The 19,053-nt window shown below is 70.7% G+C and carries 14 protein-coding genes; 6 read left to right on the top strand and 8 right to left on the bottom strand.

Features of this window, described 5'->3' with window-relative positions:
- The first annotated feature begins 140 nt into the window (after positions 1 to 140).
- On the top strand, positions 141 to 1,460 hold the full coding sequence (locus J2853_RS22735; RefSeq protein ID WP_307561096.1) for an NAD(P)/FAD-dependent oxidoreductase: 1,320 nt from the start codon (positions 141 to 143) through the stop codon (positions 1,458 to 1,460).
- A 124-nt stretch (positions 1,461 to 1,584) separates the two neighbouring features.
- Here the strand turns inward: J2853_RS22735 and J2853_RS22740 are convergent, their stop codons facing one another.
- Positions 1,585 to 2,631, bottom strand: coding sequence for a class I SAM-dependent methyltransferase (locus J2853_RS22740; protein ID WP_307561098.1), 1,047 nt, complete (start codon positions 2,629 to 2,631; stop codon positions 1,585 to 1,587).
- A 294-nt stretch (positions 2,632 to 2,925) separates the two neighbouring features.
- Here J2853_RS22740 and J2853_RS22745 point away from each other — a divergent pair, with 294 nt between their 5' ends.
- Positions 2,926 to 4,212 carry an MFS transporter gene (locus J2853_RS22745; RefSeq protein WP_307561100.1) on the top strand — a complete coding sequence of 429 codons (1,287 nt, stop codon included), beginning with the start codon at positions 2,926 to 2,928 and terminating at the stop codon, positions 4,210 to 4,212.
- A gap of 132 nt (positions 4,213 to 4,344) precedes the next feature.
- Here J2853_RS22745 and J2853_RS22750 read toward each other — a convergent pair whose 3' ends face one another.
- The gene (locus tag J2853_RS22750; RefSeq protein WP_307561102.1) at positions 4,345 to 5,733 is read right to left on the bottom strand and encodes a glycoside hydrolase family 16 protein; all 1,389 of its coding nucleotides are present in this window, start codon (positions 5,731 to 5,733) and stop codon (positions 4,345 to 4,347) included.
- A 239-nt stretch (positions 5,734 to 5,972) separates the two neighbouring features.
- Here J2853_RS22750 and J2853_RS22755 point away from each other — a divergent pair, with 239 nt between their 5' ends.
- Together J2853_RS22755 and J2853_RS22760 are read left to right on the top strand one after the other, a co-directional pair.
- A complete protein-coding gene (locus J2853_RS22755) occupies positions 5,973 to 6,797 on the top strand; it encodes a TetR/AcrR family transcriptional regulator (RefSeq protein ID WP_307561104.1) in 825 nt (274 codons plus the stop codon).
- Between the two features lie 3 nt (positions 6,798 to 6,800).
- Positions 6,801 to 9,413: a PEP/pyruvate-binding domain-containing protein gene (locus J2853_RS22760; protein WP_307561106.1), complete on the top strand. Its 2,613-nt coding sequence runs from the start codon at positions 6,801 to 6,803 to the stop codon at positions 9,411 to 9,413.
- Positions 9,414 to 9,494: 81 nt separating this feature from the next.
- On the opposite strand, the gene J2853_RS22765 is transcribed toward J2853_RS22760, so the two are convergent.
- Complete coding sequence (locus tag J2853_RS22765) at positions 9,495 to 10,964, bottom strand: MFS transporter (RefSeq protein WP_307561108.1); 1,470 nt, start codon at positions 10,962 to 10,964, stop codon at positions 9,495 to 9,497.
- A 710-nt stretch (positions 10,965 to 11,674) separates the two neighbouring features.
- Between J2853_RS22765 and J2853_RS22770 the strand changes: the two genes are divergently transcribed.
- On the top strand, positions 11,675 to 12,268 hold the full coding sequence (locus tag J2853_RS22770) for a TetR/AcrR family transcriptional regulator (protein WP_307561110.1): 594 nt from the start codon (positions 11,675 to 11,677) through the stop codon (positions 12,266 to 12,268).
- On the opposite strand, the gene J2853_RS22775 is transcribed toward J2853_RS22770, so the two are convergent.
- The 3 genes from J2853_RS22775 to J2853_RS22785 all read right to left on the bottom strand — a co-directional run bounded on the left by J2853_RS22775 (position 12,269) and on the right by J2853_RS22785 (position 15,329).
- Positions 12,269 to 13,147, bottom strand: a complete 879-nt coding sequence (locus J2853_RS22775; RefSeq protein WP_307561112.1) for a hypothetical protein — start codon at positions 13,145 to 13,147, stop codon at positions 12,269 to 12,271.
- 121 nt (positions 13,148 to 13,268) lie between these two features.
- Positions 13,269 to 14,234: a GNAT family N-acetyltransferase gene (locus J2853_RS22780; RefSeq protein ID WP_307561114.1), complete on the bottom strand. Its 966-nt coding sequence runs from the start codon at positions 14,232 to 14,234 to the stop codon at positions 13,269 to 13,271.
- Positions 14,235 to 14,462: 228 nt separating this feature from the next.
- The gene (locus J2853_RS22785; protein WP_307561116.1) at positions 14,463 to 15,329 is read right to left on the bottom strand and encodes an AraC family transcriptional regulator; all 867 of its coding nucleotides are present in this window, start codon (positions 15,327 to 15,329) and stop codon (positions 14,463 to 14,465) included.
- A 383-nt stretch (positions 15,330 to 15,712) separates the two neighbouring features.
- On the opposite strand from J2853_RS22785, the gene J2853_RS22790 reads away from it, so the two are divergent.
- Positions 15,713 to 16,201 carry a cupin domain-containing protein gene (locus J2853_RS22790; RefSeq protein ID WP_307561118.1) on the top strand — a complete coding sequence of 163 codons (489 nt, stop codon included), beginning with the start codon at positions 15,713 to 15,715 and terminating at the stop codon, positions 16,199 to 16,201.
- A gap of 54 nt (positions 16,202 to 16,255) precedes the next feature.
- On the opposite strand, the gene J2853_RS22795 is transcribed toward J2853_RS22790, so the two are convergent.
- Both J2853_RS22795 and J2853_RS22800 read right to left on the bottom strand, forming a co-directional pair.
- Entirely contained in the window at positions 16,256 to 18,001 is a 1,746-nt protein-coding gene (locus J2853_RS22795; protein WP_307561120.1) for an acetyl-CoA acetyltransferase, read from the bottom strand.
- Positions 18,002 to 18,112: 111 nt separating this feature from the next.
- On the bottom strand, positions 18,113 to 18,835 hold the full coding sequence (locus J2853_RS22800) for a VOC family protein (RefSeq protein WP_307561122.1): 723 nt from the start codon (positions 18,833 to 18,835) through the stop codon (positions 18,113 to 18,115).
- Positions 18,836 to 19,053: the final 218 nt, after the last annotated feature.

The following is a 19,053-nucleotide window of genomic DNA, read 5'->3' on the forward strand; positions in this document are numbered from 1 at the left end:
CAGACGGCTTCTCGCCGCCTTGCCGTGACGCGTGAGGCATGCGCGGCAACGGACCGTTTCCCATCCGGAAGCGTGATGTGGCGCCAAAAGGGGCAAGCGGCTAGGGACAGGGATTCCGCACCGGGGAAGGATTCGAGGTCATGACCAACCGGCAGAGAGTCGTCATCGCGGGCGGGGGCTTCGCGGGGTTCAACGCCGCACGGACCCTTTCGCGGATCGCCCGGGGCGCGGTCGAGATCGTCCTGATCAACCCGAACGACTACTTCCTCTACCTGCCGCTGCTGCCCGAGGTGGCGGCGGGGATCCTCGACCCACGCAAGGTCGCGATCCCGCTGACCTGCTGCGACCGGCTGGGGGTCCGGCACCTGCTCGCCACCGTGGACTCCGTGGACGCGCAGGAGCGAACGGTGAGATGCACCGACGCCGAGGGCAACCACCGCGACCTCCGCTACGACCGCCTCGTGGTCGCGGTCGGCAGCGTCAACAAGCTGCTGCCCGTCCCGGGACTGGCCGAGTACGCGCACGGCTTCCGCAGCATCAACGAGGCGCTCTACCTGCGCGACCATCTCATCCGCCAGATCGAGCTCGCCGAGGCCGACGAGCCCGGGGAGCGGGCGGCGCGCTGCACGTTCGTCGTCGTGGGAGCCGGATACACCGGGACCGAGGTGGCCGCGCAGGGCCAGCTCCTGACCCTCGACGCGCGCGAGCGCCGGCCGGGCCTGCGCGACCAGCCGCTCCGCTGGATCCTCGCCGACCTCGCTCCGCGCATCCTGCCGGAACTGGACGAGCGCCTGTCGCGGATCGCCCACCACACCCTGTCCGAGCGCGGCATGGAGATCCGTACCGGCACCAGCGTGGCCGAGGCGACCGCCGAGGGCGTCAAGCTCTCCACCGGAGAGTTCGTGCCGACCCGCTCGCTGATCTGGTGCGTGGGCGTGCGGCCCGACCCGCTCGTGGATTCGCTGGGACTGCCCACCGTGAAAGGGCGGCTGCTGGTGGACGAATACCTCAACGTGCCCGGCCACCCGGAGATCTTCGCCTGCGGGGACGCGGCCGCGGTCCCGGACCTGACCAGGCCGGGCGCCTACACCGCGATGACCGCCCAGCACGCCACCCGCCAGGGCAGGCGCGCCGCGCGCAACGTCGCCGCCTCCTACGGCCACGGAGAGCGCAAGCCGTACAAGCACAGCGACCTGGGATTCGTCGTCGACCTGGGCGACGCCGCGGCCGCGGCCAACCCGCTGGGCGTGCCGCTGTCCGGCCTCGTCGCCAAGGCGGTGACCCGCGGTTACCACCTGCTGGCCATCCCCGGCGGCCGGGCGCGCATCGCCGGAAGCTGGCTGCTGGACGCGCTGTTGCCGCGCCAGACGGTGCAGCTGGGCGTGGTCCGCCCCGGGGAGGTCCCCCTCGACAGCGCCTCTCCCGAGGCTTCCCTCACCGAGGCCTCCTCCAGACGCTGACGGAGCCGGCCCGGCGCTCGGCGTCCCGGGCCGGTGCGAGTCGCGGCGAGGGCGATGAGAGGCGAGCGCCTGCGGGGTCACCTCGACGCCCGGCGTCTCGTCGGCACCGCCGCCGGCCGTGGCGTCACGGCTTCAGTTCCAGCACCAGGTTGAACGGCGTGGCGGTCGCCTTACGCATCCGGGTGAACCCCGCCCGCGCGGCCACCTCGAACAACCGCTCCGGCCCCGCCTGGGCGCCCAGCGCCTCCGGGCCGTCCTGCGAGAGCGCGCCGGGCACGCAGACCGTGGCCGAGCCGTTGAAGTAGAGGCGGCCCACCGGGTTGAGGTCGTCGGGCAGCCGGCCGTACGCGAACGGCTCGACCAGCAGCACGGTGCCGTCGGGCGCGAGAGTCGAATGGATGTGCCGCAGTGCGGCCTCGGGATCCCCCATGTCGTGCAGGCAGTCGAACAGGCAGGCCAGGTCGTAGCCGGTCCCGGGATAGTCGTCGGCGTAGGCCGTCTCGAAACTCACCCGGTCCGCCACCCCGGCCCGTGCGGCCAGCTCACGGGCCCGCACGATCGAGGCCTCGTGGGCGTCGAAGCCTGTGAAGGAGGAGTTCGGGTACGCCCGCGCCATCACCAGGGTCGAGGACCCGTGCCCGCAACCGACGTCGACCACCCGGGCACCGCCGGTCAGCCGGTCCTTGACCCCCATGAGCGCGGGAATCCAGCTGGTCGAGAGGTTGGCGGCGTATCCCGGGCGGAAGAATCGTTCGGTGCCGTCGAACAACGCCCGATCGTGGTCGCCCCAGGCCAGACCGCCGTCACCTCGATACGCCTCCACGAGCTTGGCCTCGTCGCGGTACACGGAAGAGATCATTTCGGCGATCCCGATCATGAACACCGCGCTGGAGTCGTCGGCGAACACGGTGGCCTGCTCGTCGCTCAGCGTGTAGGCGCCGTCGTCGTAGGAGACGTATCCGGCGGCGGCCTGGGCCGCGAGCCATTCGGCGATCAGCCGCTCGTTGGTGCCGGTGCGCCGGGCCAGCTCGCCGGCACTGAGCGGGCCCGCCCCGGCCATCGCCTTCCACAGGCCCAGCCGGTCGCCGAGCATGACCGTCGCCGTTCCGAACGCGGCCCCCATGTCGAGCACGACCTGATCCACAAGCTTCCGCAGCCTGGTTTCGTCCATTGGAGCCCCCTCACGAAGCCGTCCGGCAGAAGCCGAGAGCCGTCCCCGGTGACTACTGCCCGAGCGTATCGGCGGCCTCGCACGCCTTCTCAAAACGGACACTTAACATCGAGTAATGGCTCACCCAGACGAATGTGACCGTTGTTTTACCCGCTCGGAGGGGGCACACGGGAGATCGTCGCCGTGATCCCGGCGCGGAGTGGCACCCCGCCCGCGGTACGGCACAAAAAACCTCTTGAATAGGATCGCCGGAAGTACCAGATACCGGCGACCCTGAAATCGAGGCCCCAGCAGGTGAGTTCACGACCGGTCTCCCTGGCCGGCATGGTGCCGTCCGTCTTCCTCCCCACCCTGATCTTCGAGACCGGCATGGGCGCGATCATGCCCATGATCGCGCTGAGCGGGCTCAATCTCGGCGCCTCCATCGGCACGGCGGGGCTGCTGCTGGCGTTGCTGGGCGTGGGGCAGATCCTGGGCGACATTCCGGCCGGGGCTCTCGCGGCCCGGGTGGGCGACCGCAAGGCGATGCTCATCGCCTCGGGAATCGCCGTGGTGACGCTTCTGGGATGCGCGATGAGCACCACGCTCTGGCAGCTGGCGCTGGCCGTCACCGCCACGGGGTCGACGAACGCGGTGTTCAACCTGGCCCGGCAGTCCTACCTGACCGAGGTCATCCCCGTGGGGCTGAGGGCCAGGGCGCTGTCCACGCTCGGCGGCATGTCCCGGGTGGGAGCGTTCATCGGGCCGTTCCTCGGCGCCGCGGTGGTGTACGACCGCCCGGTGTACTACATCTACTGGCTGGCCCTGGCGTGCGCGGTGATCGCCGGGCTGATCGTCCTGCTCGTACCCGACGTGGCCGAACCGTCGGCGGCGCGGGAGCGGCGGCACGCGCCCGTCTCCGTCTGGTCGGTGATGGTGCGGCACCGCCGGGTGTTCATGACCCTCGGCGTGGCCATCTTCCTCGTGGGGTCGGTGCGCGCCACCCGGCAGACGGTGCTGCCCCTGTGGGCGGAGCACCTCGGCCTGAACCCCTCCACCACGAGCATCGTCTTCGGGATCGTCGGGCTCGTGGACACCCTGACCTTCTACCCCTCGGGGAAGGTCATGGACCGCGCGGGCAGGCTGTGGATCGCCGTCCCGTCGATGCTCGTGCTCGGGCTGACCCAGGCCCTGCTGCCGCTCACTCACGGGCTGGCGTCGTTCACCGTCGTCGCGATGCTGATGGGATTCGGCAACGGGATCGGCAGCGGGATCCTGATGACCCTCGGCGCGGACGTCGCGCCACCGGAGATCCGCTCGAAGTTCCTCGGGGTGTGGAGGCTGTGCGCCGACTCCGGAAGCGCCGGCGGACCGCTGATCGTCTCCGCCGCCGCCGGGCTGGGCAGCCTGGCCCTCGGCATCTCCGCGATGGGCGTGACCGGGCTGGTGGCCGCGGCCGCGCTGCTGCGCTGGGTACCTCGATACTCACCGTTCGCCACCACGGGGACCCGGTCACGAGGCCCCGCGCCGGAAGACCCGGCGCCCGGAGGTCCCGGCCCCGACACGGCCGGAACCCACCGTTCGTCGGTCAGCGAGCCCTGAGCCCACCGGCGTCGATCCCGCCCGGCCGCGTCGGAGACAGGGATTCGCCGTCGCGCGAGGAGGCGGGCGAGACGGGCGTGGGTACGGCTCGCGCCCCGGGACGCGAGCCGTACCCCGGGATGCGCGGAAGGCTCAGTTCCCGAAGGTGATCCAGTTGAGGTTGACGAAGTCGGCGGGCTGCCCGCTGGTGAAGGTGACGTAGACCGTGTGGGTCCCGGTCACCCCCGCGATGTTGGCGGGGACCGTCCGCCAGCTCTGCCAGCCGCCGGTGTTGCCGAGGGCGAAGTCCCCGATCGGGGCGGCCGTCAGACTGTCGAGGCGCACCTGGACCAGCCCGCTGGCCCCGCCCGCGGCTCCGGAGGCGACCCTGGCCTTGAACTGGGTGGCCGCCGCGGTGCCGAAGTTCACCCCGTCGAAGCGGAGCCAGTTACCGTTGCCGATCTGGCTGACGTTCTGCCCGCCGCCGGTGTCGGTGGTCGTCTCCACCGCCGTGCCCGACTGCGCCTGGTAGCGCTCGGCCTGGATGGTCGAGCGGGCGTCCACCCCACCTCCTGGAGGGGGTGTCGGGGTACCGGTGGGCGGGGTCCCGGAGCCGCTCTGCCAGACGGCCACGTAGTCGACGAGCATCGGGCGCCCGGAAACCGTGGCGGCGGTCGGGGTCTGCCCGGCCAGCGCGTTGGGGAACGCACCGCCCATGGCCACGTTGAGCAGGAGGAAGTAGCCCTGGTGGCCGGTCATGGCGTTCCAGGTCCCGGCGTCGAACTGGGCCTGGCTGACGCTGTGGAACTGCTGCCCGTCGACATACCAGCGGAGCTGGTTCGGGGTGACGGCGCGGTCCCATTCGAAGCGGTAGGTGTGGAACGCCGACTGGCAGGACGACCCGGGACAGGCCCTGCTGGCGCCGAGTCCGGTGGTCTCGTTGCAGGGGCCTCCGGGGCTCACGCCGCAGTGGAGCACCCCCCAGACGGAGTTGATCCCGTTGACGTTCTCCATGATGTCGAACTCGCCGATGCCGGGCCAGTTCCAGTAGCTGCCCCGGTACGGCGCGCCGAGCGCCCAGAACGCGGGCCAGTACCCCAGCGCGGCGCTGCCGGTGACGTTGGGCATCTGGATCCGGCCTTCGATGCGAAGGACGCGGCCGTCCGCGGGCTTGAAGTCGGAGCGGCGGGTCTCGATACGGGCCGACGTCCACTCGGTCCCGTTCTTGACGGGGGTGATGCGCAGGTTTCCGCCGCCGTCGAGGCTGAGGTTGGAGGGACTGGCGGTGTAGTTCTGGACCTCGCCGGTGCCCCAGTTGGCGGGGCCTCCGGGGTAGGCGTGGCCCGTGTCGACGATCCAGTTGGCTGAGGAGGGAAGCGACCCGGCACCGCCGGTGAAGTCATCGCTCCAGACCAGGGACCACCCGGAGGGGGTCGGGGGAACCGCGGCGTGGGCGGTGATCGCGACCATCGGCAGCAGCAGGGCGGCGACGACGATCGAGATCCACCCGAGAGAGCGCTTTCTCGTTGGGGGGTGACTCATTCGAGACCTCTCACAAGGCGAACGAGGTGGACGGCCGAACGTCGCTGCAGCGTAAGACCGATTGATGTCACTGTTACGCGAAGGTTGACATCGGTCAAGGCCAGAATGTGAAAAAGCCAGAGAGCGCTCTCAATCCTCGCTCATTGGCCTTCGAGCCGCCGGCCGTCTCCGCGGGACGCGGGACGGCGCGCCCGCGGGAACGGCGCTTCACCCCTCCGGCACGGTGTGGTATCAATTAAATGACCAGATACGTTCATTTGGTCAAAAATATAGGGAACGGCTGGGTGGGAGACGTGAAGCCACACGCCAGGAGGGCGGGACGACCGCCGCAGGATGCCGAGCGCCGTCTGGAGCGGGCGCACCGCATCCTGGACGCCGCCGCGGACCTGGTCCTGCGCTGGGGTTACGACAAGACCACCGTCGAGGACGTCGCCCGGCGGGCCGAGGTCGCCAAGGGCACGATCTACCTGCACTGGAGGACGCGCGAGGAGTTGTTCGCCGCGCTGTTGCGCCGGGAGCGGGTCGAGATGCTCTCCCACCTGCGGCAGCGCGTCGCGGAGGGCCCCGGCACGCTCCGCGACCTGCTCAGGCTGCTCGCCTCCGAGCTCATGAGCAGGCCCCTGATGAGGGCGAGCCTGCTGGGCGACTCGGAGATCCTGGGCAGGCTCACACGTCTGAAGCGGAGCGACAAGGCCGCCGCCGCCGAGGTGCCCACCGGCTTCGAGACCTACCTTGGGGTGCTGCTCAAGCACGGCGGCCTACGGACCGACCTCTCCCCCACCGAGCATGTGACCGCGCTCGTCTCCGTCCTGTACGGATTCCTGCTCGTCCCGCGGATGCTGCCGGAGGCGTACAGCCTGCCCGACGAGCGGCTGGCGGAGCTGATCGCCGACGCCGGGAGCCGGGCGGTGGAGCCTCTCGGCCCCGTCTCCCCGGACGGCGCCCACCCCACCTCGCCGGACGACGCCCGCGCGATCTCGCGGGCGACCCTGGATTTCGTCGACTACGCCACGGAGATCGCGCAGCGGAAGCTGCGCGCCTCTCTCGGCTTCCAAGGAGAATGAGACGTGAAGGTCCTTCCCCTCTCCGACGCGACGGCCGATCTCGCCCTGACGGGCGGAAAGGGAGCGTCGCTGGCCCGGCTGGCCCGCGCCGGCCTGCCGGTTCCCGGGGGCTTCCACATCACCACCGACGCCTACCGCGACGTCGTCTCGCGTGACGGCCTGCACGACCAGATCATGCGGGCGGTCTCCGGAATGCCCGCCGACCAGGCCTCCCTCCGCATCGCGGCCCTGTTCGCCGAGCGCGAGATGCCCCCGGAGATCGCCGCGGAGATCCGCGCGGCCTACGCGGGGCTCGGCGACGACGTGGCGGTCGCCGTCCGGTCCTCCGCCACCGCCGAGGACCTTCCCGACATGTCGTTCGCCGGGCAGCAGGACACCTACCTCAACATCCGCGGCGACACCCTGCTGGACGCGGTTCGGCGATGCTGGGCCTCGCTGTGGACCGCGCGGGCCATCGCCTACAGGTCCGCGAACGACGTCGCCCACGACGACGTCGCACTGGCGGTGGTGGTCCAGGAGCTGGTGCCCGCCGACGCGGCCGGCGTCCTGTTCACCGCGAACCCGATCACCGGCGCGCGCGACCAGGTGGTGATCAACGCCTCCTGGGGTCTGGGCGAGGCCGTCGTCGGCGGGCAGGTCACGCCCGACACCGTCGTGATCGACACCTCCACCGGCGAGATCGTCGAGGAGCGCGTCGGCGACAAGCACGTCATGACGGTCCGCACGCCCGGCGGCACCCGCGAGGAGCCGATGCCCGAGGAGGCACGCCGCCGGCCCGTGCTCGACCGGGCGCAGGCCGTACGGCTCGCACGGCTCGGAACGCGGATCGAGGAGCTGTACGGCACGGCCGTGGACGTGGAGTGGGCCGCCCACGACGGAGCGTTCTTCGTCGTGCAGGCCCGTCCGATCGCCCGGCTCCGGCGGCCGATCCAGGAATGGAACGACAGCCTGAGCGGCGACTACCTGTGGACCGGCGCGAACCTCGGCGAGGCCATCCCCGACGTGATGACGCCGTGCACGTGGTCGCTCGTCCAGATCTTCATCCGCGAGGCCATGTCGGCGTCGGCGATGCCCGGGTTCAAGCTGGTCGGCAACATCGGCGGCCGCTTCTACATGAACCTGAGCATCGCGATCTCGGTGGCCAGGGCGATGGGCCTGGAAAACCGGCTCGGCGCGATCGAGCAGGTCTTCGGCAAGCTCCCTCCGGGCCTGGACGTGCCGCTGCTGCCCACCTCGCGCTGGCGGATCGTCAAGGACGTGCTGCCCGTCGCCTTCACCCTGCGCAGGCGGGTGGCGGCCAACGTGGCGAGGATGCCCGGTTTCCTCGCCACGGCGCAGCAGCGCTGTACGGCGGTGCGCGAGCACATCGCCGCCGTCACCACCGCGGGCGAGCTGGCCGGGCTGTGGGAGGGCGAGCTGCTGCCGTACTTCGTCGACGCCTGCCAGGTCCTGGAGGCCGCCGGACGTCAGGGCGGCACCGAGCTGGTCATGACCCGCGACAAACTGCGCAAGCTGGCGGGCGAGGCCGACGCCGAGGCCATGCTCACCGGGGTCAACGCCGACGGGGAGCTGGCCAGCCTCGCGTCGATCGTCGGCCTGGAAAGACTCGCGAGGGGCGAGATCGACCGGGAGACGTTCGCCCGCACCTACGGGCACCGGGGCGCGCACGAGTTCGAGGTCTCCGTCCCCCGCCCCGGCGAGGACCCGCGATGGATCGACGCGCAGCTCGCGGCCGTCTCCGGCGCGGAGTCCGCGTTCGCCTCGGGCACGGGGCCCACGGCCGTCTCCGGCACGGAGTCCGCGACCGCGTCCGGCGTACGGCTCGCGGCCGCATCCGAACCCCGGCACCGTACCGGCATGCTGCTCGCCCGCCAGCAGGAGGCACGCGAAGCCGCCTGGAAACGGTTCGAGCGGCGCCACCCCGGCAAGGTCGCGAAAACCCGCCTGCGCGTCAAGCGGTGGAACGCGATCGTCCGCGACAGGGAGGCGACCCGCTCGGAGGTGGTCCGCGTCTTCTGGGCGCTGCGCGCCTTCGTCCGGCGGGCCGGGGAGCTCACCGGTCACGGCGACGACCTGTTCTTCCTGTCGATCCAGGAGATCCTCGCTCTCCTGCGTGGCGACGACGCGCCGTTGGAGCAGGTGGCGATCCGGCGCGCGACCTACGAGCACTACGCGGCCCTGCCCGCCTACCCCACGTTGATCGTCGGCCGGTTCGACCCGGACCGCTGGGCCGCCGACCCCGACCGTCGCGGCGACATCTTCGACGCCCGGGGCGGCGGCACCCCGGTGAGCGACACGGTGACCGGTTTTCCCGGCGCGCCCGGCATCGTCGAGGGCGTGGCCCGCCTCATCGCCGCCCCCGAGGACGGTGACCGCCTCGCCCCCGGCGAGATCCTGGTGACGACCCTGACCAACATCGGCTGGACCCCGATGTTCCCCCGCGCCGCCGCCGTCGTCACCGACATGGGCGCGCCCCTGTCACACGCCTCGATCGTCGCCCGCGAACTCGGCATTCCGGCCGTGGTCGGGACCGGCAACGCGACCATGCGCCTGCGCGACGGCGACAGGATCCGCGTCGACGGCGAACGCGGCACCGTGGAACTGCTGACCGCGTAGGTTCCAGCCCTTGATCACGCCCTCTTCCGCGCCCCTGAGGAGGAATCGCCGGGGCGCGGAAGAGGATCACGATCGGCCGGGTCATTTCGCCTCGGCGCCGACGACACCACGCGGAGGCGCCGGGGCCGGCGCCACGTCGCCGCCGGACGTGTGGAGCGCGCGCCGGACGGTGGGCACGAGGAGCGCCGCCGCGACGGCGGCGAGGGAGAGCCCGGTGAGCATCGTGAAACCGTGCGTGTACCCGGCTTCGTACGGCAGCCCGTTCGACCGCAGGTCACCGGTGACGACACTGCTCATCACCGCGGCCCCGATCGAGCCTCCGATGGTGCGGATGTTGGCGTTCATCCCGGCCGCGGCACCCGTCTGCCGCGCCGGCACGTTCTTCACGATCAGGTTCGTCATGGACGAGAACGCCAGGCCGATACCGAGGCCGAACACGCCCGCGGCGACGCCGACCTGCCAGCGCTCGCCATGGACCGCGGCGAGCGCGGCGCAGGCGAGCACGCCGAACGCGGAGCCGGTGGCGAGCTGCGCCTTCAGGCTGAACACCCTCTCCACGCGCCCGCTGAGAACGCCCGCGACGAACATGGTCACGAGCATCGGCAACATCAGCAGGCCCGCTTCGGTGATGCTCGCCCCGAATCCGTAACCCGAGACCGTCGGGGTCTGCACGAACTGCGGGAGGAACCCGTACACGGCGAACATCGCCGCCCCGAAGAGCAGCGCGTTGAGGTTGGTGGTCCACACCGCCGGCAGGCGCATCATGCGCATGTCGATGAGCGGGTTGGCCGAGCGGAGTTCGGCGACGACCCAGGCGGCGAAGACGACGACCGCGACCGCCAGCAGGCCGATGACCCCAAAAGAGCTCCAGCCCCATACCGGGGCCTCGCTGAGCGGCAGCAGCAGGGCGACGAGCCAGCCCGACAGCAGGAGGGTGGCGAGCCAGCTGATCCGTCCCGGGGTCCGGATCGGCGACTCGGGTACGAGCAGGTACGCCGCCACGGCCGTCAGCGCGACGACGACCATGGGAATCCAGAACAGCCAGCGATAGCCGAGAGCGTCGACGATCGGCCCGGCGAGCACGACGCCCAGGCCTCCTCCCGCCGCGACGATGGCCGACATCGCCCCGATGGCCGAGGGCACACGCGCCGGCGGGAACTCGTCGCGGATGATGCCGAACGACAGGGGGAACACCGCGCCGCCGACGCCCTGGATGACGCGGGCGACGATGAGCACGCCGATGTTGGGCGCGATCGCGGCGAGCAGGCAGCCGACGGCGAGCCCCACGAGGGCGATGACGAGCATCCGCTCCTTGCCGACCATGTCGCCGACTCTCCCCAGGATCGGAGTGCAGATCGACGCGGAGAGCAGGTAGGCGATCAGCACCCAGGTCACGGTGCTCTGGGAGGTGCCCAGATCGTGCTGGATCGTCGAGAGGACCGGGCTGATGAGCGACTGCAGCATCGCGAAGAACCCGGCACCGGCCGCGAGGACCACGAAGGTCAGCTGATGGGTGGTGCGTTTGGTGGTCGAGGCCACAAAGATCTCCATTTTACGATCGAGAGATTCGTTTCCGGGCGCGCGTGTTCGAGGCACCTGGAAACGAGGTTGATCCGGGCCGGCGGTTCGGAGAATCCGAGAATGAAATCGGTCCGGTCCGGTGGTTCAAGGAGTCCGGCAATGAGGTCGATCCGGGCCGGCGGTCACCCGGTGCCCGGGACGCCGCCTTCCGGAAGGCCGGAAGGAGAGCACGCCGCTCTCCGGAAAGAGGGCACGCCACCTTCCGGAAGGCGGGCACGCCGCTCTCCGGAAGAAGGACACGCCGCTCTCCGGAACGAGGGCACGCCGCCGAGAGGACGGTCCGTCCGTCCCCCGCCCGCCGGTGTTCCGCCGGCGGAACACCGGCATCGGTTCACGCGGAGGGTCGGTTCGTGATGGTCACCGACAAAAGGGGCCGGCCAGGTGATTCGAGCCTGGTTCCGCCGCCGGGCAGGGGAGCCGGGCCCCCGCTCGGGCTCCCCTGCCCGGCGGCGCTTTCGCCCGTACGATCCCCGGCCGCTTCGCGGCCTACGGTGACATCGCCCCCGCCGTCACCTACCGGTCCGCTCTTCCGTTGTTCTCGGGTGAAGACGCTTCGCCCACCCGCTCGCGATGGATGTAAAGTATTCGGAGGCTCTCCTCCGAACAGTAACGGAGGGGCACCTCCACAAAGTATCGGAGGAATGCCTCCGTTTGCAAATGAGGTAAGGAGGCATCCCTCCATGACGAATGCGGAGCAGGTTCCCCAGGCCCTCTCGCGGCGCCCCAAGCGCGCCGACGCCCGGCGCAACTACGAGACGCTCATCTCCGCGGCACGCGACGCCTTCGCCGAAGACGGGGTCTCGGCGTCACTGGAGGACATCGCCCGGCGCGCCAAGGTCGGCATCGGCACGCTGTACCGGCATTTCCCCACCCGCCAGGACCTGTTCGAAAGCGTCTACGTCGAGGAGGTCGAAGCGCTGTGCCGCACCGCCGACGACCTGGCCGATCTCCCCCCGTGGGACGCCCTCAGCCGCTGGCTCCACCGCTTCGTCCGCTACACCGCCACCAAACGAGCCCTCGCCGAAGCCCTCAACCGCGACTCCGGGATCTTTCACACCTGCCGCACCGCGATCTACGCGGCCGGCGAACCGCTCCTCCAGCGAGCCCAGCAGGCGGGCACCGCACGATCCGACACGAACTTCGACGACGTCCTGCGACTCCTCAACGGGATCACGATGAGCCACTTCGTCGAGCCCGGGCAACTCGACCGAGTCGTCAACATGGCTCTCGACGGACTGCGCCACCAGCCGCCGGCCGCCGGAGCCGGCGCCTGATCAGACCTCCGCGGCGGAATCGTCCGTGATGTCAGGCTCCTCCGTGAGGTCGGGGTCCTCCGCCGGGTCACGGTATCCACCGGGGAGCAGATCCCCCGGCTCGGAGATCTGAAATCCCCACCCGTCGGTCGCCTGCCCTCTGAAGGACTCCACGATCGCGAGGGCCACCGCTCCGGTCTGGAGCATGGCCTCGTCTCCCGACAGGAGGGTCGTGCCGTCGGCGTCCTCGAAGGGACGCACGTCGACCTTGACCAGCTGCGTCGCGTACGGCATCACCGCGTACACGGCCGGAGGGATCTCGTTCTCGTGGACGGCGGAGACCAGGATGTCGGCCCCGCCGTACATCTGAAGGTCCTCCCGGATGAGGTGGACGACTCCGTCGTCGAGTTCGGCGGGGCCCGCCTGCTGCCAGCTCTGCTTCACGGAATCGGCCGGACGCAGGTGCCGCCGCAGCAGCGAGGCCATCTCCTCGGGTGACGGCATCTCCCCCAGATACGCGATCGGCCCCCGGTGGTCGTCCTCCGCGGGGTCGCTCATCAGGCCTCTCGTCATCGACCAGCCGCCGAGACGATAGGCGATCCCCTCCGCGAGTCCCCTGTCGAAACCGTTCACGGGCAGCGGACCGTCGGAGACGATCCGATGAGCCCAGAGCCGCTTCTCGCCGTCGATGTTCAGCTTGCGAAGCTCCGGCTCCGCCAGCTCGACGCCGGCCGTCACCCGCACCCCCGTCACCATGATGTCGTCGCCGTCGGAACACGCGCCGGGATCGACGAGCCGGAGCATCTCCAGAAGGACCGGGTGACTCGCCTCGGCGGGCAGCAGAACCGTGGGGCCCGTACGCAGGCGTCCGAAAAAGAGGCGATCCGAGAACCAGCTCATGCACATCTCCTCATGATCGAGAGGTGGCCGATGCTAGCCGGAACCTTCATGGTTGGCGATGCATCTTTGCCTGTCCGTGACCATGGGACTACGGATTTCCGCCCCGTGACCGGTCAGGCCCTCAGGGGACCAGCGGGAGCGCGTAGGTGACGGTGCGATGTCCGGTCTCGAAACCCGCGCGGGTGTAGACGCCGAGGGCTCCCGTCGGGTTGTCCGCGTCCACGCCCAGCCCGGCCCTCCGGTACCCCTGCGCCCGGAACTCGGCCAGGGCGTGGGCGATCACCGCGGTCGCCACTCCCCTGCCACGCCACTCGCGCAGGGTGCCGATGAGCTGGATCCATGCCTCACGGATGCCGGTCGCGGCGGTGTCGGCCTCGAAGTAGTGGGTCACCAGAATGCCCACGCTCGCCCCCGACTCGTCCTGGACGACGAAGGAGCCCTCGGGCCGGAAGGCCTTCACCCCGACGATGCCGGCCCTCCAGGACTCCGCCGTGTGCTCGACGCTGCCCCAGTGGTCGGTGAAGGAGAGGTTGCGCACCTGGCGAGCGGCGTCCTCAAGGTCGTCACGATAGGTGACGATCTTCAGTCCGTCGGGCAGGGAGACCTCCGGCAGATCGGCGTCAAGATCGCGGGTCATCTCGTGGAACCACCGGACCTGGCTCATGCCCACCGAGGCGGCCAGCGCCTGCGCGCCCTCGTTCCGGACGTCCGAGTAGAGGTGGAGTTCGAGCGGCTGCCCGGGAAAGCGGCGCTCGTGCAGTGTCGGGGCGGTGCCGATCGCCCAGCGGAGCAGGTGCCCGCCCAGACCTCGACGACGATGTCCGGGGTGCACCCCGCCCCACAGCGTCATCTGATGGACGGGGGCGGCTGCGGGCCGGGCCATGACCACTCCGACCGCGACGAGCCGGCCGGAGTCCCATGCGGCCAGCGTGCCCTCGGCGGGATCGAGCAGCGGGTTGGCGAGACGCTCGGCGAGGTCGTCGGCGTCGTAGTTCTCCCCGGTCTGCTCCACGTCCTCGATCGCGGCCAGCAGGCCCGCCCACGCGTCGACGTCGTTCACGGTCAGCGGAACCCACTCGATGGTCATGGTTCCCGAGCATAGGAACAGGCCCCCCGAACCGCGACCCGTTTTCCGGCGCTCGACAGGGCCGCCGGCCGGCCCCGGCCGGCCTCGCCGGGACCGGCCCGTTCACGGAACCGGCCCATTCATGAGACGCGCCGGACGGGGAGGGCCACCGTCAGAGGAAACGGCCGGGATGGCCAGGGGCGTGTCGAGGTCCCCCGGCCACCCCGCGCCGCGGCTGCCGCCGTCCCCTCAGCCGGTGACCCGCTCCACGGGGATCCACAGCTCGGCGTCCGCGTGCGTCCCGTCCTGCGACAGTCTCGTGCTGGAGATCTCGGGACCCGGCCTGCTCCGGTACGGGTTGGAGGGGAACCACTGTGTGAACACGTCCCGCCACAGATACTGGAGCGTCTGCGGGAACGCGCCCGAACTCTCGAAGACCGCCCACGTCCCCGCCGGGACGGTGAGGACCTGCATGTCCTCGGGCGCGGCGGCACCGCTCACCACGCCGTGGTAGTAATCGAGTTCGGTGCCCTCCTCACGCGAGCCGGCGAGGTTGTCGCTCACGTTGACGATCCCCCGCGGCCCCTGGTCGGAGAGTCCCTCCATCCGCTGCACGGTCTCCCGGTCGATGCCCCGGATGAAGGCGACGATCGCCGGGTTCATCCCTTCATGAACGAGGGGGACACGCGCCTTCCTCCCCACCACACGAAACTCCTCCTTCTCCACGACCCGATACCGCATGTCGCTGCTCCCTTCGACGATGAGACGGAAGGACATCCGTGACTGGGAGCGCAGAGCCGCGCCGGTCCGCCTGGCCTCGCCGGGCCCGACGCCGTGCACGGAGCGAAACGCCCGGGCGAACGCCTCGCCCGAGCCGTAGCCGTAACGCGTCGCGACGTCGAGCAGCGTCTCCTCCCCCGCGAGCACCTGGGCGCCCGCGACGGTGAGCCGCCTGCGGCGGATGTACTCCGACAGCGGGATGCCCGCCAGCGCGGAGAACAGCCGCCGGAAGTGGTACTCCGACGTGACCGCGATCCGCGCGAGTTCGGCCACCTCGATCCGCTGGTCGAGGTGCTGCTCGATGTACTCCATGGCCTGGTTCAGCCGCTCCAGCAACTCCCGGCCTCCTTCCCTTACGAGCACCCACGCTAGGCGGGGCGCTCCCCACCGCACCCGACATTCCGTGCCCGTCACGATCGGGTACGGCGCACCGTTTCCCTCCGCGCGCCTCATCCGCGAGGGGTTCCGCCCTCGTGCCATACCGGACATCCTGTCGAGAGCACCTTCCGTACGTCGTTCCGAGCCGCTTGGAGGTGGGAAGGAGGGGGAGAATCGACAGATGCGCCGGTCGAGCACCGCACCACACGCCGAGTACCGCTGTCGAGCACGTGGGCCCGATCACCACCGGACCGCGGGCCGGGCGGCCGGGCCGTCGGAGCCCGGGCACGCGGCACGGTCGACGGGAAGTGCGCAGACGACACCATGCGAGAGGGCAGATCATGACGTATCCGGAGCCAACCTACTTCGGCGACAAGGGAGAGATCAGCGCGACCTACCGCCCGGCCGCGCACGAACCCGAGCTGACCTACCAGTCCGGCAACACGGTGCACTACCTGGCCACGGGAGCCTCCACCAACGGCCAATTCGGCCTCTACCGCTGGGAGATGGGGCCGGAGCCCAGCGGACCCGACCGGCACTTCCACCGGTCGATCTCCGAATCGTTCTTCATCCTCACCGGAACGATACGGATCTACGACGGCAACCGCTGGATCGACACCGAGCCGGGCGACTTCGTACACGTCCCCGAAGGCGGCGTCCACGCCTTCCGCAACGAGTCGGGCGAGCCCGCGTCGATGCTGCTGCACTTCGCCCCCGGCGCTCCCCGCGAAGGCTACTTCGAGGGCCTGGCGGAGTTCGCCGTCTCCGGCCCTCCCAGTGACGAGGAACTGGCGGCCTTCTACTTCCGCCACGACACCTTCTGGCTCTGACCGGCTGATCCGGCGCCTGTGACCTGTCCCGTCCGGTGCGGGAACCCGTGCGTGTCAGTCGTCGGAGCCGCCCCGGAGACGACGCCCGGCCGCCCCGCCTCCTTCACGCCCGGCCCGGCCCCGCGACGACGCCTCCCCGGCCTGATCCACGGGGGGCGTCCGAGCGTGATCGTCGTGGTGCGCGGGAACACGCCCGTGGTCGTCGCGCGGTACGGCGGGCCCGTCCGGGAACGGCTCGCCGGCCCCGGTGTCACCGACGGTCACCCGGTTGCCGACGTCGAAGGACCGCACGTGGACGCGCCGGCCGATGGGCTCGCCCGTGCTGAGCAGCCCAAGCGTTTCCTCGTCGCCGTCGGCGGTCCTGGCCAGGAAGCGGCGGCCGTCGGCTTCGAGGCGTCCGACGACGATGCCGGTCCGGTTGCCGCCGCGACCGTGTTTGACGGTGTAGGTCTCGATCGTGCCCCACCCATCGGCCTGGACGGCCTGCTCGACGGCGGGCCAGGCGTCGATCTCGGCCTGAAGCGCCGCGCTCTCGTCCGGACGCCACTCACAGGGGGTCGTCGAGTAGACCCCGACGGAGTACTTGCTCAGCATGCCGCCGTTGGCGCCCACCATCCCGTACGCGCCGGGCCGAGCGCGAAGCCGCCGCACGACCTCGGCGATGGCGTGCGTCGAGTAGTTGTTGCCCGCCCCGCCGAAGAAGGGCAGGCCACCGGTCACCGTCAGCTCCCGCGTCCCGTCGGCGGCCAGGCCGAGACCGTCGCAGACGTTGGACACCGCGATCGGGAAACAGCTGTAGAGGTCGATGGCGTCCAGGTCGTCAGGGCCGATCCCGGCCAGGTCCAGGGCGTGCCGGGCGGCCATGACGGCGGCGGGACCGGTGCTGAGGTCGCCGCGGTCCAGCAGGTCTCGCTCGCGCAGGTCGGCGTGGCCGTGCAGGAAGACCCACTTCTCCTCCGGGACGCCGAGCCGCCTGGCGGCGGCCACGGACATCAGCAGGACGGCGGCTCCCTGGTTGACCTTCTCGCGCGCGACGACGTAGCGGGTGTACGGCTCGGCGATGAGGCGGTTCTTCTCGGTCGGGGTGACCAGTTCCCCGGCGCCGCGCTCGGTGGGCGCGGCGGCGTGCGGGTTGGCCGCGGCGACCTTCGTGAACGGGGCGAACAGCGCCCCCATTCCGGCCGCGTACTCCTGCCGGGTCTGCCGGAGTCGCGCCCGGCGCGCGTTGTCGAAAAGCGCGTACTGGCTGGGCGCGCCCGCCAGACCGTGTGCGGCCAAAAACTGTGAGGCCAGGCCGTCGAGGCCGAAGCCACGGTCCTCCAGATCGCCCTCCACGGTCTCGCTGAAATCCGGCCTGTCCTCCGCCCCGGCCAGGTGCCGCGTCGTCGAGATCGCCTCCGCCCCGAAGACGAGGACCGCCTGGGCGTCTCCCGCCGCGATCGTGGCGGCGAGTTCGTTGACCAGGTGCTGGGGCCCCTGCCCGCCGGCCACCTCAAGGATCGCCCGGCCGGGGGTCGCCCCCACCCGGACGGCGACGGACCGGGGATAGTTGGTGGACCTGCCCAGGGGGGCCGGGGCTCCGGGCACGGAGATCTCGAACTGGCGCACTCCCGCCACGGTGTCGACGGCGGCGGCGACCGTCGCGGCGACCGCGCCGGTGTCGGCGATGGCCTCGCGGGCGGCGGCGGCCGCCAGCTCGACGGAGGACAGGCACCGGTAGCCGGGCTCGCCGATGCGCTCCGATACCTGCCCGACCCCCACGAGCACAGGCGTGCTGGGGTCGATGTCCTCGAAGGTCACCTTCACACTCCACTCGACACACTGCTGGGCGGCGTGAGTCGCGAACTGCGGCGCCGGCATCACATCGTGCCCCGGGGTGGATCGGAGGCGCCACCCCCGGGCCCGGTCACGCTATCGGGGGGTCAGCACACAGAACTCATTGCCGTCGGGATCGGCCATCACCACCTGACCGGCCTCGCGCCGGCCGACGTCGAGTCGAGTCGCTCCGAGGGCGACGAGACGGTCGACCTCCGCTTGCTGATCACCGTGCGCAGGCGGAGCGAGGTCGAAGTGCAGTCTGTTCCTCCCGGTCTTCGGCGCCACCGGCGGACCACCCCACGTGATCTTCGGACCGCCGTGCGGCGAGCGGATGGCGGTCTCCTGGTCCTGGTCCCAGACCAACGGCCAGCCCAGCGCCTCGCTCCAGAAGTACCCGACCTCCTGCGAACCGTCGCACGCGAGCGCTCCGACGAATCCGCAGTCGGCGAGGAAGCCGTTGCCCGGCTCGATGACGCAGAACTCGTTGCCTTCGGGGTCGGCGAGCACCACATGGCCCTCCTCCGGGCGTTGCCCGATGTCGATGTGCCGCGCGCCGAGGTCGAGCGACCTCGCCACCGTCCGCCGCTGGTCCTCAAGGGACGTGCTCGTCAGATCGAAGTGCATCCGGTTCTGGCCGGTCTTCTTCTCCTCGCTCGGAAGGCATCGGATCCGGAACCCGGTGTCATCGCCCGGCAGGAGCGTGATGCCGTCGTGGGGGTCGTCGGCCGTCTCCCAGCCCAGGACGCCGGCCCAGAAGCGCGCGAGACGGAGTGGGTCGTGCGCGTCGAAACAGAGCGCGACAAGTTGAGACGTCATCCCGCGTCTCCAATCTGCTGACTCACCGGCGCAGACAGGACATATCCGCCTGGCGCATGACGGAGGCAACGCTAACCCGCTCGACGACTGCGACGCCAACGCATATGAGCCGGAAGGCGACGGATGGACCTGCCGGTCTTCGGGGAGAATCGGTACGGACTCCAGCGACAGGGACTGACGTTTCAGCAGTTCAGGAGCCAGAGTCGAGGCAGAGGGCC

Source organism: Streptosporangium lutulentum, from assembly GCF_030811455.1.
Taxonomy (GTDB): Bacteria; Actinomycetota; Actinomycetes; order Streptosporangiales; family Streptosporangiaceae; genus Streptosporangium; species Streptosporangium lutulentum.

Bases quoted from the DNA above. Each gene is read 5' to 3' on its own strand.
- J2853_RS22735 (WP_307561096.1), top strand. From the start codon at position 141: ATGACCAACCGGCAGAGAGTCGTCATCGCGGGCGGGGGCTTCGCGGGG.
- J2853_RS22740 (WP_307561098.1), bottom strand. From the start codon at position 2,631: ATGGACGAAACCAGGCTGCGGAAGCTTGTGGATCAGGTCGTGCTCGAC.
- J2853_RS22750 (WP_307561102.1), bottom strand. From the start codon at position 5,733: ATGAGTCACCCCCCAACGAGAAAGCGCTCTCTCGGGTGGATCTCGATC.
- J2853_RS22755 (WP_307561104.1), top strand. From the start codon at position 5,973: ATGACCAGATACGTTCATTTGGTCAAAAATATAGGGAACGGCTGGGTG.
- J2853_RS22765 (WP_307561108.1), bottom strand. From the start codon at position 10,964: ATGGAGATCTTTGTGGCCTCGACCACCAAACGCACCACCCATCAGCTG.
- J2853_RS22770 (WP_307561110.1), top strand. From the start codon at position 11,675: ATGACGAATGCGGAGCAGGTTCCCCAGGCCCTCTCGCGGCGCCCCAAG.
- J2853_RS22775 (WP_307561112.1), bottom strand. From the start codon at position 13,147: ATGAGCTGGTTCTCGGATCGCCTCTTTTTCGGACGCCTGCGTACGGGC.
- J2853_RS22780 (WP_307561114.1), bottom strand. From the start codon at position 14,234: ATGACCATCGAGTGGGTTCCGCTGACCGTGAACGACGTCGACGCGTGG.
- J2853_RS22790 (WP_307561118.1), top strand. From the start codon at position 15,713: ATGACGTATCCGGAGCCAACCTACTTCGGCGACAAGGGAGAGATCAGC.
- J2853_RS22800 (WP_307561122.1), bottom strand. From the start codon at position 18,835: ATGACGTCTCAACTTGTCGCGCTCTGTTTCGACGCGCACGACCCACTC.